The sequence below is a fragment of the Pseudidiomarina tainanensis genome, from assembly GCF_900115255.1.
Taxonomy (GTDB): domain Bacteria; phylum Pseudomonadota; class Gammaproteobacteria; order Enterobacterales; family Alteromonadaceae; genus Pseudidiomarina; species Pseudidiomarina tainanensis.
This window is the reverse complement of sequence record NZ_FOYU01000002.1, coordinates 86,949-101,446: the sequence shown is the minus strand read 5'-3', so window position 1 is coordinate 101,446 and position 14,498 is coordinate 86,949. Positions and strand designations below refer to the sequence as shown.

At 47.3% G+C, this 14,498-nt stretch carries 14 protein-coding genes and 1 riboswitch; of the genes, 9 read left to right on the top strand and 5 right to left on the bottom strand.

The features are described from left to right. Nucleotides 1-219: 219 nt before the first annotated feature. The 3 genes from rho to BM292_RS07355 all read left to right on the top strand — a co-directional run bounded on the left by rho (nt 220) and on the right by BM292_RS07355 (nt 3,761). Nucleotides 220-1,485, top strand: coding sequence for a transcription termination factor Rho (gene rho / locus BM292_RS07365; RefSeq protein WP_092857134.1), 1,266 nt, complete (start codon nt 220-222; stop codon nt 1,483-1,485). Nucleotides 1,486-1,632: 147 nt separating this feature from the next. Further along, nucleotides 1,633-3,207 (top strand): Calx-beta domain-containing protein, encoded by a 1,575-nt coding sequence (locus BM292_RS07360; RefSeq protein WP_092857132.1) that lies wholly within the window; start codon nt 1,633-1,635, stop codon nt 3,205-3,207. 11 nt (nt 3,208-3,218) lie between these two features. Next, complete coding sequence (locus BM292_RS07355; RefSeq protein ID WP_092857130.1) at nt 3,219-3,761, top strand: Lcl C-terminal domain-containing protein; 543 nt, start codon at nt 3,219-3,221, stop codon at nt 3,759-3,761. 2 nt (nt 3,762-3,763) lie between these two features. Here the strand turns inward: BM292_RS07355 and BM292_RS07350 are convergent, their stop codons facing one another. Then, nucleotides 3,764-4,753 (bottom strand): endonuclease/exonuclease/phosphatase family protein, encoded by a 990-nt coding sequence (locus tag BM292_RS07350; RefSeq protein ID WP_092857128.1) that lies wholly within the window; start codon nt 4,751-4,753, stop codon nt 3,764-3,766. A 106-nt stretch (nt 4,754-4,859) separates the two neighbouring features. Here BM292_RS07350 and ubiD point away from each other — a divergent pair, with 106 nt between their 5' ends. The 6 genes from ubiD to BM292_RS07320 all read left to right on the top strand — a co-directional run bounded on the left by ubiD (nt 4,860) and on the right by BM292_RS07320 (nt 11,997). Continuing rightward, nucleotides 4,860-6,326 (top strand): 4-hydroxy-3-polyprenylbenzoate decarboxylase, encoded by a 1,467-nt coding sequence (gene ubiD / locus BM292_RS07345; protein WP_092857126.1) that lies wholly within the window; start codon nt 4,860-4,862, stop codon nt 6,324-6,326. 15 nt (nt 6,327-6,341) lie between these two features. Further along, on the top strand, nt 6,342-7,040 hold the full coding sequence (gene fre, locus BM292_RS07340) for an NAD(P)H-flavin reductase (RefSeq protein ID WP_092857124.1): 699 nt from the start codon (nt 6,342-6,344) through the stop codon (nt 7,038-7,040). A gap of 23 nt (nt 7,041-7,063) precedes the next feature. After that, a riboswitch (TPP riboswitch) is annotated at nt 7,064-7,175 on the top strand. A gap of 55 nt (nt 7,176-7,230) precedes the next feature. After that, nucleotides 7,231-9,303, top strand: coding sequence for a TonB-dependent receptor (locus BM292_RS07335; RefSeq protein ID WP_092857122.1), 2,073 nt, complete (start codon nt 7,231-7,233; stop codon nt 9,301-9,303). A gap of 13 nt (nt 9,304-9,316) precedes the next feature. Beyond that, nucleotides 9,317-9,883, top strand: coding sequence for a nicotinamide riboside transporter PnuC (pnuC, locus tag BM292_RS07330; RefSeq protein ID WP_092857120.1), 567 nt, complete (start codon nt 9,317-9,319; stop codon nt 9,881-9,883). Further along, nucleotides 9,865-10,647, top strand: coding sequence for a phosphotransferase (locus tag BM292_RS07325; protein ID WP_092857118.1), 783 nt, complete (start codon nt 9,865-9,867; stop codon nt 10,645-10,647). Before pnuC ends, BM292_RS07325 begins: the two co-directional genes overlap by 19 nt. A 24-nt stretch (nt 10,648-10,671) precedes the next feature. Next, nucleotides 10,672-11,997, top strand: a complete 1,326-nt coding sequence (locus BM292_RS07320; protein WP_092857116.1) for an MFS transporter — start codon at nt 10,672-10,674, stop codon at nt 11,995-11,997. A gap of 61 nt (nt 11,998-12,058) precedes the next feature. On the opposite strand, the gene BM292_RS07315 is transcribed toward BM292_RS07320, so the two are convergent. The 4 genes from BM292_RS07315 to BM292_RS07300 all read right to left on the bottom strand — a co-directional run bounded on the left by BM292_RS07315 (nt 12,059) and on the right by BM292_RS07300 (nt 14,469). Further along, the gene (locus tag BM292_RS07315) at nt 12,059-12,256 is read right to left on the bottom strand and encodes a DUF3185 family protein (protein WP_092857114.1); all 198 of its coding nucleotides are present in this window, start codon (nt 12,254-12,256) and stop codon (nt 12,059-12,061) included. A gap of 124 nt (nt 12,257-12,380) precedes the next feature. Continuing rightward, nucleotides 12,381-12,854: a Dps family protein gene (locus BM292_RS07310; protein WP_092857112.1), complete on the bottom strand. Its 474-nt coding sequence runs from the start codon at nt 12,852-12,854 to the stop codon at nt 12,381-12,383. An 81-nt stretch (nt 12,855-12,935) separates the two neighbouring features. After that, nucleotides 12,936-13,865 carry an oxygen-dependent tRNA uridine(34) hydroxylase TrhO gene (trhO, locus tag BM292_RS07305; RefSeq protein ID WP_092857110.1) on the bottom strand — a complete coding sequence of 310 codons (930 nt, stop codon included), beginning with the start codon at nt 13,863-13,865 and terminating at the stop codon, nt 12,936-12,938. Nucleotides 13,866-13,938: 73 nt separating this feature from the next. Continuing rightward, nucleotides 13,939-14,469 carry a protein tyrosine phosphatase family protein gene (locus BM292_RS07300; protein ID WP_165383910.1) on the bottom strand — a complete coding sequence of 177 codons (531 nt, stop codon included), beginning with the start codon at nt 14,467-14,469 and terminating at the stop codon, nt 13,939-13,941. Between the last annotated feature and the right edge of the window lie 29 nt (nt 14,470-14,498).

Sequence of the window (14,498 nt, the reverse complement as noted above, 5' to 3'; positions counted from 1 at the left end):
TTGAAACTGATCTTCAGCAACCTTTGCCGAGCTTTTGCACAAAATGAGCTGAAAAACTGGACGTTTTTTCATTTAAGTGTTACTTTTCTGGCATAACAATTCTTCAGGATGCCAGCCTTCCGGCAACCGAGCAGTCAAATCCCGAACTGATTTAATAAACTGGTTTAACTGAATAAACGTGTAACTATTTCCATTGGCCAAAAAAGTCATAACCCCCCTATGAATCTAACAGAATTAAAAAATAAACCTGTGAACGAGCTTGTTCAGCTCGCAGACACAATGGGCCTTGAGTCCATGGCGCGCATGCGCAAACAAGATATTATTTTCGCCATTTTGAAAGCACATGCGAAAAGCGGTGAAGATATTTACGGCGACGGTGTGCTCGAGATTTTGCAAGATGGCTTTGGCTTTTTGCGGTCTGCAGACTCGTCTTACTTGGCCGGCCCAGACGATATTTACGTCTCACCAAGCCAAATTCGACGCTTCAACTTGCGTACCGGCGATACCGTATCAGGAAAGATTCGACCGCCGAAAGAAGGCGAACGCTATTTTGCCCTCCTGAAAATCCGCGAAGTTAACTTCGACAAACCAGAAAATTCCCGCAACAAAATTTTATTCGAAAACTTAACGCCACTGCATGCTGACGAACGTATGCGTATGGAGCGTGGTAACGGTTCAACCGAAGACATTACTGCGCGAGTTCTCGATTTAGCATCGCCAATTGGTAAAGGTCAGCGTGGCTTGATTGTCGCGCCACCGAAAGCGGGTAAAACCTTATTGCTCCAGAATATTGCCCAGTCAATTGCTGCCAACCATCCTGAGTGCGTATTGATGGTACTTCTTATTGACGAGCGTCCAGAAGAAGTGACCGAAATGCATCGTTTGGTGAAAGGCGAAGTGGTTGCGTCAACCTTTGATGAGCCAGCAAGTCGTCACGTGCAAGTTGCTGAGATGGTTATTGAGAAGGCGAAACGTCTTGTTGAGCACAAGAAAGACGTGGTTATCTTGCTGGATTCAATTACTCGTTTAGCACGCGCCTACAACACGGTGATTCCAAGCTCAGGTAAAGTTTTGACGGGTGGTGTGGATGCCAATGCGTTACACAAACCGAAGCGCTTCTTTGGTGCTGCGCGTAATGTTGAAGAGGGTGGTAGCTTAACTATTATCGCCACAGCGTTAATCGATACCGGCTCGAAGATGGACGAAGTCATCTACGAAGAGTTTAAAGGTACCGGTAATATGGAACTGCACCTCAACCGTAAGATTGCTGAAAAGCGTGTCTTCCCAGCCATTGATTTCAATCGTTCAGGTACGCGTCGTGAAGAGTTGCTCACCTCGCAAGATGAACTGCAGAAAATGTGGATTCTTCGCAAAATCGTTCACCCAATGGGCGAAACCGAAGCCATGGAATTCCTCATTGATAAATTGCAGATGACGAAAACCAACGATGAGTTCTTCGAAGCGATGAAACGCCAAAAGAGCTAGAATGAATCAGCGGCCTCTCTTTTCATGGGAGGGGCCGCAGTTTTATCTCCAATTTTCCCTTTAATTTGTGAATTCGCTTGCGCTATATCTTATTTATCGTTATTACTTGTTGAATAAAAATTAAAACGATAAAAAGGATTTGTTGAGATGGCGTTCAAGCATCGGTTTTTAATTTCCTCTTTGTTGGTACTATCTCTCGCCGCTTGCGGTGATGGTGAAGTATTCCAAAACGGCCAACCACCAGGTGATCCAACCGGTGATGGTGGCGGCGATGACGGCGGTTCACAAACGACGCCGGTAGCCTCAGCAAGTAGTCTCACGGTAACCGAATTGACGCCCAACGATGCCGTGCAGGCAGAAGTGGTTGTGACGCTTTCGGAGGCATCTGGGTCAGCGGCATCGTTGAGCTATGCCACAACAAATGGCACTGCGCTTGCTACCGAACATTATCGTTCGACCACTGGAACCTTAGAGTTTGCTGCCGGGCAAACATCCAAATCATTTTCCGTACCGATTATCTCGAACAACTATTATGGTAGCGATAAATCGTTCACCGTTAACTTTTCTGGCGCTAGCGGCCTTGAGCTGGGCGTTTCCGCCATTGAAGTAACGATAAAGAACAACGATGCAATTCCGTCGCTACAATTTAGTCAGCCGCAATTTAAAACCTCTGAACAGGCTGGCGAAATTGAAGTATTGGCGCGTTTGAGTCATGCCTCAGAAACACCCGTCACGTTTGCCGTTAGCTTGGCCGGTACAGCAACCCGAGATAGCGATTACACGATCGCGGAACAAGCGTTTTCAATACCTGCATTTACGACACAGGTTGAGATTCCTTTAGTGATGCTAAGCGATGATCTCAAAGAGGGCGGCGAAACCATTGTGCTAGGCCTCAACAATGCTGATGGTGCATCAATTAATAGCGCCAGAAGTATGTTGACGGTCATGATATCCGGCGATGCGGTGTTAGCGGATACCGGCTATGTGGGGTACTACAATGCCGGCAACTACAACGCAGCGACAGCAGCAGCTGGTTACGAAAATCAAGATGCCGATTATGGGCGAGACACAGGTGCGGAAGGCACCTTCGATGATGACGGTCAGGGCAATTTAAATTTCACCAAGCTTGATTTTAACGGTAACGCGCTACCCCGCACAGCTACAGCGTTCGAATGTGTACGTGATAATTTGTCTGGGACAGTGTATGCGGTTTGGGGCAGTCCGACCTATATCGATGGTTGGAATAATCCAGCAAATCTCTATCGTTGGTATAATTCAGATCCAGCAAATAATGCTGGCAATGCGGGTACTTATAGTCCGAATGAATTAGAGCCGAATCTTGATGAAACCTATTATACCGCGCCAACTTGTGAATTCCCTGGCATCGAAGGTGGTGAGATTGACTATGAAGCAGGCTGTACCAGCGAAAACTATCTCAATTATTTGAATGTGTTGGGTTATTGCGGCTTCAGTGATTGGCGTTTACCTACCGTCAACGAAGCGCAAAGTAGCTCATTGTTTGGGCAACTACTTTCCTACGACGCGAATTATTTCCCAGATGTCGCGCAATTTAGCTCGACTAAAATTATGACCTCATCGCCAGCCGCAGATAATGCCGGTGCAGCTTGGTGTTGGGACATCCAGAATGCGCGCCGTATGCTGTGTAACAAGAATGATTACATCAGTATTCGTGCCGCCCGTAATCCAGCTGTTCGCGAGTAAAAAGGAGACTCATGATGAAAAAGTTAACTTATCTTTCGCTAATGGCCTGTGTATTGAGTGCATCAAGCATCGTTGAAGCGTCGTGCAAATATGAATCGATTCAACCGAATACTGCACCTGATCAATTCTATGATAACCGTGATGGCACCGTTCTGGATGTTCGCACCGGTCTTACTTGGTCTTTATGCTTGTACGGTCAAGCCTATGAAGCCAGCAATAACAGTTGCACCGGTTCGCCGACAGCGGTAACCGACTGGAGTGAAGCGCTCAATGCACAAGATGACTTTAACCATGGTGATGTCACCGATTGGCGATTACCGAATATTAAAGAGCTAGCAACGTTGGTTGAGTATGCGTGTTTCGACCCAGCCATTCGTACCGAAGTATTTCCGGAAACACCAAGCTCACCGTTTTGGACGAATACGCCTGATGCCGAAGATATCGACCCTGCACCATTAGCGTTGGGCCGCTATATCGATTTTTATGACGGTAGCGAATTCAATGATAATCCGGCAGTCTCGCGGTTTATCCGTTTTGTTCGCACCGCTGAATAGCGTTAGTTTTCGCTTTTTAAAGCCAACTCGGTCAGTAAAGCAAAATGGTCTGAGCCAAACGGCGGTAACCGTTTGAGCTCAACCAACATGAAGTGATTGCTGTGAAATACGTGATCAAGCGGCCAGCGCATGATCGGTATTTTGGCGTGAAACGTGTTGTATATTCCTCGTCCCATTCGCGGATCAAGTAACTGACTTTCTTCGATAAATGCACGCGTTGATTTGGACCAAGCGACATCGTTAAGGTCACCGGTAACAATCACCGGACCATTCTCGCGTTTCGCTTGGCCAGCAACGAGCATTAATTCGTTATCGCGCTGTTTAGATTTCTCATTTTCGGTTGGGCTTGGCGGGGCAGGATGCACGCAGTGCATTCGTATGACCCGCGTCGGTAATTGCAAATCAAAATGCATTGAAGGCACGCCTGCTTGAACTAAGTCGGTGACTTCAATGTTACTCATGGGCCATTTTGAATACACCATCATGCCGTATAAATTATTCTGTGGCTTGCGTATAACGTGAGGTAGGTCGTCTTCAATATCCCGAAACTGCTGTTCCCACCATTCGTCGGTTTCAACCGCAACAATAACGTCGGGGCGATGGTTATTAATGATTTGAGTGAGTTCAACGGCTCGACGATTGGGCTCAAGCACATTCACGGTTAACAATCGAATGTGTTCGTCTACGTTGGCTTCGTCACGCTTTCGCTTGTATCGTTTCACCGTGCGTTGGGCAAATGGCGTATATGGGAAAATCCACCAAAATTGCCAAGCCCCGCAAGCTAATTGCGCCGCGATCAATAGCCAGGTGCTCAGTTGATCAGCAGGAAGAAAAATAGCACTGGCCATTAATAGGAACAACGCAACAGCAGTTTGCTGCAAACGCGGGAAGTCCCATACCCGGACCCACCAAATTGTTTTGTTCAACCGCGGCAATAAACTGGTTAGTATCAGTAAGCCAGTCACGCAGGTAATGATCCAAAAAGCCAGCATTTCGATATCCCTATGAGTTCGTCGAGTCAGCGCTGAAAACTATAACAAAAACATTTATACTGCGCCCTGACTTATTGGTAAAACATAAACCACAGCGAGAGCCCGAGTGAAATATCAAGACCTACGCGATTTCATGGCGTTGTTAGAGAAGCGCGGTGAGTTAAAGCGCATACAGCATGAAATTGATCCCTATCTTGAAATGACTGAGATTGCCGACCGGACGTTGAAGGCAGGTGGCCCTGCGCTGCTATTTGAAAACGTGAAAGGGCATGATATTCCGGTACTGGCCAACTTATTTGGTACGCCAGAGCGTGTTGCTTTGGGTATGGGGCAAGAATCGGTCGAGGCTTTGCGTGATGTCGGCAAACTCTTAGCGTTCTTAAAAGAACCGGAGCCACCAAAGGGTTTTCGTGATGCGATTAACATGTTGCCGATGTACAAAAAAGTACTCAGCATGTCACCCAAACAACTGAAAAAGGCTCCATGCCAATCGGTTGTGCTTGAAGGTGATGACGTCGATTTAACCCAACTACCGATTCAGCATTGCTGGCCGGGTGATGTAGCCCCGCTGATTACTTGGGGACTCACAGTGACTCGTGGGCCACACAAAGAACGCCAAAACTTGGGCATTTATCGCCAACAATTACTCGGCAAGAATAAAGTGATTATGCGCTGGTTATCGCATCGCGGTGGTGCGCTAGATTTCCAAGAGTGGAAACGCGCACATCCAGGCGAAAATTTTCCCGTAGCGGTTGCTTTAGGTGCTGACCCGGCAACGATTCTTGGCGCGGTAACACCAGTGCCAGATAGTTTATCGGAGTACGCATTTGCTGGCCTGCTGCGCGATGGAAAAACAGAAGTGGCCAAATGTATTAGCAATGACCTACAAGTGCCGGCGCATGCTGAAATTATTCTAGAAGGTTACATTGCGCCGAATGAAATGGCGCCGGAAGGGCCTTATGGTGACCACACGGGTTACTATAACGAAGTTGATGAGTTCCCCGTGTTTACGGTGACTCACGTGACCATGCGCGAAAAGCCTATTTACCATAGCACGTATACCGGACGGCCACCGGATGAGCCGGCGGTACTTGGCGTCGCCCTAAATGAAGTGTTTGTGCCGCTACTACAAAAGCAATTTCCAGAAATTGTTGATTTCTACCTGCCACCCGAGGGCTGTTCCTATCGGGTCGCGGTGGTGACCATGAAGAAGCAATATGCCGGCCATGCGAAGCGCGTGATGATGGGCGTATGGAGCTTCTTGCGCCAGTTTATGTACACCAAGTTTGTGATTGTTTGCGACGATGATGTGAATGCTCGTGACTGGAAAGATGTGATTTGGGCAATGACGACGCGCATGGACCCATCACGCGATACGGTTCTGGTAGAAAATACACCAATTGACTACCTCGATTTTGCGTCGCCGGTATCTGGTCTTGGCTCGAAAATGGGCATGGATGCGACCAATAAATGGCCTGGCGAGACTGACCGTGAATGGGGTGTACCTATTGTCATGGATGCTGAAGTGAAGCAACGTGTTGATGCGTTGTGGGACGAACTCGATATTCTTTAAGGAAACAACGCTGTTATGAAACAACTCGTGTGTCGTGTTGCGACCATAGAAAATTTGACGCCCAACGTGTATCGCATTGTGTTAGCACTACCAGAGCCGATTGAATTCCAAGCTGGGCAATATATTCAAGTGGTTATGGGTGAGCGGGACAAACGACCGTTTTCGATTGCTTCCTGCCCATCGAAGACCTCCGAGCTTGAACTGCATGTTGGGGCGACCGCAGATAACCCGTATGCGATGGAAGTTTTGCAAAAAATGCGTGATACCGGTTCAATTACGATTGAAGCTCCATTAGGTGAAGCGTGGTTGCGTCAGGATAGCGAGCGACCTCTCATTCTTATTGCTGGCGGTACTGGCTTTTCTTACACCTGGTCTATCTTGCAAGCTCATTTACGGAGCCAGTCGTCACGCCCAGTAACTTTGTACTGGGGGGGTCGCAAGCCGGAAGATTTATATTTAGATAAGCGACTACAAGAGCTCGCTGAGCAGCACGAAAATATGCATTATTGCCCCGTCGTTGAGCACGCACCGGATACATGGCACGGAGCTCAGGGGCTTGTGCATCACGCGGTGATGGCTGATCAAACTGATCTTAACGAAGCGGATATTTACGTAGCGGGGCGCTTTGAGATGGTACGCGTTATCCGCGATGCGTTTCATGCGCAAGGTTTACCGTTGTCACAACTTTACGGTGATGCACTGGCGTTTATCTAGCCAGGTCTGTTATACTCGCCGCGCAATTTACCAAGGGGTGCCCGCCAGCATAATCGGTTGGGCTGAGATGCAATTTGCAAACCCTTTGCACCTGATCCGGTTAATACTGGCGTAGGGATGGTAGCAATTTACTCCATTATAAAACCTGCCCGACCGGATTGTTTCTGACTAAGTTTTGAGGAAATAATCCATGTTATCACCTGCTTTACTATTACTTGCAAGCGTTGCTTCCGAAGACCCCATTGAACGGATAGCGGTTCAAGGTCAATATCGATCTGTTTACGTGAATGAAGCGCCAACAAGTGTGTCAGTGCTTACTTCTGATGTGATTGGCCAACGCCATGGCACCCACATGGAAGAGGTGCTGAATATTATTCCAAACCTTAACTTTTCCAGTGGCAGCTCACGCGCGCGATTCTTACAAATCCGCGGCATTGGTGAACGTAGTCAGTTTGTTGATCCGATTAATCCATCAGTCGGCATCTTGATTGATGGCATCAACTATAGCGGCTTAGGTCAGGCTGCACAGTTATTCGATATCAGCCAAGTGGAAGTGTATCGTGGGCCACAAAGTGGGCGCTTCGGAGCGGATGGGATGGCCGGTATGCTCGTGCTCGAAAGCACGCAAGCAGGCACTCAGTTTGATGGGTTTTGGCAACTCGGCGCAGCGAACTATGGTGCGGTTGAAGGCGGTTTTGCTGCTGGCGGTGAACTTGGCGTTTTAGGACGGGCTCGGCTGAGTGTGTATCAGCAAGCTGACGATGGCTTTACCGAAAATACTTATTTGCAGCGTGACGACACCCAATCACGTTCAGAGCGAATCGCTCGTTTCAATTTGTGGACCGAGCTAGCCGATACATGGCAATTGCGCTCAACTGCGCATTTGTACCGTCAAGATAATGGCTATGATGCGTTTTCACTCGACAATACCCGTCAGACGCTCTCGGATGAGCCAGGTCAAGACGATGCGACCATGAAAGCGGCGCGCATGGCGTTGTCGTATACCGGTGCGGATACCCATGAAACTGTACTCAGTTACAGCATCATGAGCGCCGACACGGTCTATAGCTACGATGAAGATTGGAGTTATGTCGGTATCGCCCCAGGTTGGGAATATTCATCGACCGACGCGTATTGGCGCGACCGTCAAGATCAAACCTTTGAGGCTCGTTGGCTCAGTACACAGCCGGCAACGATGTTTGGCGTACCTACCGATTGGGTGGTGGGCTGGTACTATCTCGATCGAACTGAGAACTTAAAACGCGAATTTATGAACTGGGATACATACATGGATGATATGTTCGTCAGTGATTATGCGAGCAAACGTAACGCACTCTATGCAGAGGTCACGCAAAACCTCTCTGAGCAGTGGCAATTGATCACCGGATTGCGCCTAGAGCGTTATCGCAACGCTTATCAAGATTCCAACGCGGTGGCGGTAAACCCCAAAGACACCATGGTTGGTGGTCGAATTAGTCTTAACTATAAACCAGCACTAGGGCATATGGCCTATATCACGTGGTCACGTGGTTATAAAACCGGCGGCGTGAACGCTGAAGCATTGGGTAAAGCAACAGATAACCCGGAACTCGAAGAGTTTTTGTTGCAGCGCTCGAGCTTTGCACCGGAATACCTGACTAGCTTAGAAGCGGGTTATAAGTACATTAACGCCGATGATACGCTGTCATTAAATGTCGCGCTGTTTGCGCAAAATCGCGACGATGTGCAACTGAAAAGTTGGATTAATCGCGCCCAAACCTTTATTGGTTACATTGAAAATGCGGCGGGAGGCAAAGTTCAGGGGCTTGAAGCTGAGCTTAATTTGAAGCTGACGCCACAGCTTTCATGGTTTACCAACGTTGGTTTATTAGATACCAAAATTGAAGGTTTTGTGACTGAAGACGGCGTTGATATGGAAGGTCGCGATCAGGCTCAAGCACCAAACTATCAGGTGAATACCGGTATTCATTGGCAGTTCAATAACGATATCAGCGCTACCGTGCAGATAGACAGCAAAGATAGTTTTTACTTTTCTGACTCGCACAATAGCCAAAGCGATGCTTTTAGCCTATTACATGCAAGTTTGCAGTGGCAATTGAATGCTTGGCACATCAAGCTTTGGGGACGTAACCTGACGAATGAAGATTACGCCACACGCGGATTTTATTTTGGTAATGACCCACGTGATGAATATCAGCCTACGACTTATGTCCAGTGGGGTGAGCCACGTCGAGTTGGTATAACTTTTAACTACGCAATGTAATTGGGAGCGAAAATTGGAAAGTATCGCCATTGCTTTTGCGTTGTTGTACTTATTGCTTGCAGCACGCCAGTCTGTTTGGTGTTGGCTAGCAGGCGCTATAAGTTGCGCAATTTATACCTTGCTCATGTTCCAAGTGCAGCTGTACATGGAGGCAGGGTTGCAAGCCATTTATGTTGCTTTATCGGGGTATGGCTGGTGGCAATGGCGATTTGGTCAGGCGCGGGTTGCCGCGCAAGACATCACCGAGTATTCGTGGTGGTGGCATGCCCGTGCTGTTATTCTGCTGGCGCTGATAGCTAGCGCATGTGCTTGGTTGTTGGGGCGCTATACCAACGCCGATCAAGTGTGGTTAGACAGTTTTACTACGGTGTATAGTTTGTTTGCGACATGGCTACTCACACGGAAATTATTTTCTAACTGGTTATATTGGTTGGTGATTGATAGTGTGTATATATACTTATATGCCATCAAAGGTTTTGAAAAAACGAGTGGGCTTTTTGCGATTTATATCGTACTGATACTATATGCCATGTGGAATTGGCGTCGGAGTCAAAAGGAATTATGCAACAACACTGGTTAACAAATTTACCAATACACGGCGTGATGAAAACCGAACCGTTGTTACGCGGAGTCGCCAACGATGTGTATAAAATTACTGCAACCAGCGGCGTTTATGTCCTCAAACACTTTCGCTTTGATCACCCCTACGGTCTCGATCGCGATCAAGAAGTGACGGTTCAGCAAATCTTATTCAATCACGGTCTAGCACCAGAAGTTTTGCATTACGATCCGGTACAAGGGCTGATGCTACAGGCGTTTATAGAAACGCCGGATTTAGCACATGACAAAAAATCGATGGGCACGAAGATTCAACGCTTAGGCGAAATTTGTGCTCATATTCATCGTTTACCGGTTGATGTTCCAGTGTGGTCGCTGCGTTGCCGCGTGCAACGATATTGCGACAATTTGGCACAATATGAACCGGAACGTGCTCGACAGTTTCAAAAGTTATTGCAACAACAGCGCAAGCTCTTGGATAGCTTTGGCAACAATCCAGTGTTCTGTCACAATGATCTCGCTTTTCATCACGTATTCTTGAGCCAGCCGCCACAAGTGATTGATTGGGAATATTCGGGGCTTGGAGAACGCTATTTTGATCTCGCCAATTGTATTCAGGTGAATCAATTAGAACACGGCGAACAGCGCGCGTTCATCAATGCTTACGAAGGTGCATCGGGTGAACGCATTGATATGCAGCATCTCGCCAATTGGTTAGAACTGTCTCAAACCATTAGTCGCTTGTGGTACGAATTACATCATCATTTGCAACATCATCATTTATAACGGTGTCACACCCGAGGAGAGTCTATGTCTAAGCTTACTGACCGCATGTACGGATTGTTAGCTGAGGATGAAGATGCTCGGGTTTGTAAAGATATCCCAGAGAGCGCTTGTAACGATCAACCGCAAGCGTTTATGGCGCATTTATGGTCACTGACACTCACGAAGTTGGGCGACTCTTTAGTCAGCGCACGCCTCGTTTTGCCTTGGATGCTCACAGCACTGGGCGCACCTAGCATATTCATTAGCGCGTTAGTGCCGTTACGGGAATCTTTGGCGTTGCTACCGCAACTATTTATTGCGCAACAAATGCGACAAACCCCGATTCGAAAATGGTTCTGGGTGGTAGGTAGCGTTGGTCAAGCTGCGACGCTCATAGGTATGGTCGTTGCAATTGTTGTGACCGAAGGCACCGTATTAGGCTGGGCTATTGTCATCTTGTTGGCTTTGTTTAGCTTGTCGCGCGGCGTCTGTTCGGTAGCTATTAAAGATGTGCAAGGTAAAACCATTTCAAAAACTCGGCGTGGACGTCTCTCAGGCTTAGCTGCCTCAGTGGCTGGATTGCTTTCGTTGGTCACTGCTTTGGTGATTATTTTCGCGCCGCAGGTAACCGACATTGGACGCGAAGGGGATGCTTGGTTATTTATCCTGTTATTGAGCTTTGCTGCACTGCTATGGTTTACCGCAGCGCTTATTTACGCCAGTGTTCCAGAAGTACCCGGCGCCACTGAAGGCGGCGGTAATGCGCTGGTTGAAGCTCTGAAATCAATTCGTTTGCTGTGGCAAGACAAAAACTTTGGGCAATTTGTTTTAACCCGAGCTTTATTAGTTGCGTCAGCCTTTGCTATTCCATATATCGTGGTGATGATTCAACGTAGCGGCGAAGGTAGTTTAACGAGTCTGGGTGGCCTGATGTTAGCAAGTGGGTTAGCGGGAATGCTTGCGGGACGGTTTTGGGGTCGATGGTCTGATAGCGCCAGTCATCATGTTATGGCGGCTGCCGCAGCAATGGCCTCATTCGTTATGGCGGTGGCTCTAGCGCTTTATATGATGATGCCAGAGCTATTGGCGCAGCAGTGGCTTGCTGGATTACTCATTTTTAGTGCCGCTGTGGCGCACCACGGTGCGCGTGTTGGCCGTAAAACCTATTTAGTGGATATGGCGACGCAAGAAAATCGCGCACAATTTACCGCCGTTTCGAATACGGTGATTGGCATTGTGCTATTGCTAGGTATTTTACTCGGTGTGCTTGAGAGCTTTGCAGGGGTTGAGGCGGTTATCAGCTTATTGGTTTTGCTTGGCATTATTGCGGCATTGCGCGCTTTAAGTTTGCCGAATGTGCAACAGAATTAAAAAAGCGAGCCAATTTGGCTCGCTTCATTTTTGTGCTTAACGACGTGTTAATTTCCGCGATTTACTTGCCGCGAATGACGCCATACAAACCGACAATCACGGCAACCGCGCCGCCAATTAAATACCACATCGCTTCATCGGTTGTTTCGCCAGTAAGCGCTTGAGTCGCTTCAGAGGCAACTGAGTTATAAGCTTCCCAACCAAAATAAAGCAAAATAACACCTACCACTAATAGAACGATTCCAATGACTTTGTTCATCGAATTTTTCCTTTTTATTTTCATGGATTAAGGTACTACTGATTCAGCATAGCAAAAATAATAAACTTTGCGAAAGGTATAAAAAAACCGCGCATAAAGCGCGGTCGTTTCATTTAGCGGAGGATTAACCTAAGTAAGAGGTTAACATCCACGACGTTTTCTCTTGCTCTTTAATGTAATCGCTCATTAATGACGCAGTCCCTTCATCACTGGCTTCACCAGCAATCTCAAGAATTTCGCGCTGCAAGCGAATGATCACACGGTAGCTGTCGAGAATTTCGCGTACACAAGCTTTACCGTCGTGAATATCTTTCGCTTCTTGAATCTCACTCGCCTTGATGTAAGTCGAGTAAGCATGCAACGGACGCTGACCTAGTGTCAGAATACGTTCAGCAATTTCATCAACTTTCAGCAACAAGTCATTGTAGGTTTCTTCAAACTTGACGTGCAGCTCGAAAAATTCCTGACCTTTGATGTTCCAATGAAAGCCACGAACATTCATGTACATCACCTGATAGTTCGCCAAAAGTTGGTTTAAACGCTCGGCAAGTTGTTCCGCGTGATGTTGGTCAATACCAATTACATTCAACTGTTGCATGATTAACTCCTTGTTTGGATTTAATTTATAAGTTGTATCTATGAACGAGTATAGACTATTTCAAGCCACAACGAACAACAATTAAACCCGATTGAGCTCATCGACTTTGCCATCGCGGATGTGTTGCTCACCACGTTTTTTCGCTAGTTGAATTTGCTTTTCGCGCTCAGCAAACCGCTCCTTTTGCTCCGGAGTGGTTTTGTCATGACAATGTGGACAGCTCACACCTTTCACGTAGTGTTCTGACTGCTTTTCTTCATCAGTGATCGGCATACGGCAGGCGTAACATTGATCGTAATCACCTTGCTGTAAGCCATGACGCACAGTGACGCGCTGATCAAAAACAAAGCAATCACCATTCCAACTGGTGTCTTCTTCTGGTACTTCTTCTAAGTACTTCAGAATGCCACCTTTGAGGTGATATACCTCGTCGAAACCAATGGATCTCAAATAAGCTGTCGATTTTTCGCAGCGAATACCACCGGTACAGAACATTGCGACTTTTTTGTGTTTTTCCGGATCGAGATGGTCTTTAACGTACTGTGGAAATTCGCGGAAAGAGTCCGTTTTGGGATTGATTGCACCTTCAAAGGTACCCACGGCATACTCGTAATCGTTGCGCGTATCAATCAGAAGAACTTCTGGGTCACGAATCAAATCGTTCCAATCTTTTGGCTCAACATAGGTGCCCACAACGTTTTTCGGGTCAACCCAATCGATACCCATGGTGACGATTTCTTTTTTGAGTTTCACTTTGGTGCGATAAAACGCTTGTTTATCGCTCGGAGACTCTTTGTGCTCGGTATCCGCAAATGCTTCTTGGCTGCGAATAAACGCTAACACATTATCGATACCTTTGCGGGTGCCACAAATGGTACCGTTGATGCCCTCTCGAGCTAACAACAACGTGCCTTTCACATCGTTGTTGATCATGCAGTTATAAAGTGGCTCACGAAAAGCTTCAAATTCATTAAATTCCACAAACTTGTAGAGTGCGGCGCAAATATACATCTGTTATTTCCTTCTTTGGCGATTCGGATCGTAAATCCGAGGTCAAAATTTGCGCACGCATTCTACCACAATTTTATTCGTTAAGCAGTTTTTGTACGGGTGTCTCGAGACTCTTGAGCCCATAGTCACGACCGGTTTGCAACGCTGCTTCGTTCGAGGCGTTGTCGTACCAAGCTGCATGTAACGCCATCATGGCGCCAACCCGGTTGCTACTGGCGCAGTGGATGAGGGTCGTTTGGTTTGCCGTGGCGGCCAAGGCTCGATCAAAATCTGCGACGCTAGCGCGAGTGAGATCACTAGGGCCACCAACCGGGACGCGATAATAATCAAGGCCGAGCTCTTGTGCCCAGCGCGCCTCTTGATCGTCGTTGTTCATGTCATCGTCAGTCAACAGATTAATGACAGCAGTTACACCTTGTTCTTTTAATTTCACCAAATCATCTTTTGAAGGTTTACCGGAGGTGAAGTGTTGCTCGTTCGGGTGATGAATATTGGGAACATCAGCCACGCCCACAGGAATCTTATTTACCGGTTGTTGTTCGTCACAAGCGGATAAAAACAGGACACATATAAGCGATATTACGAAGAGATAAACGCGTTGCATGATAAGACTCCATACGCAGGTTTGAATTG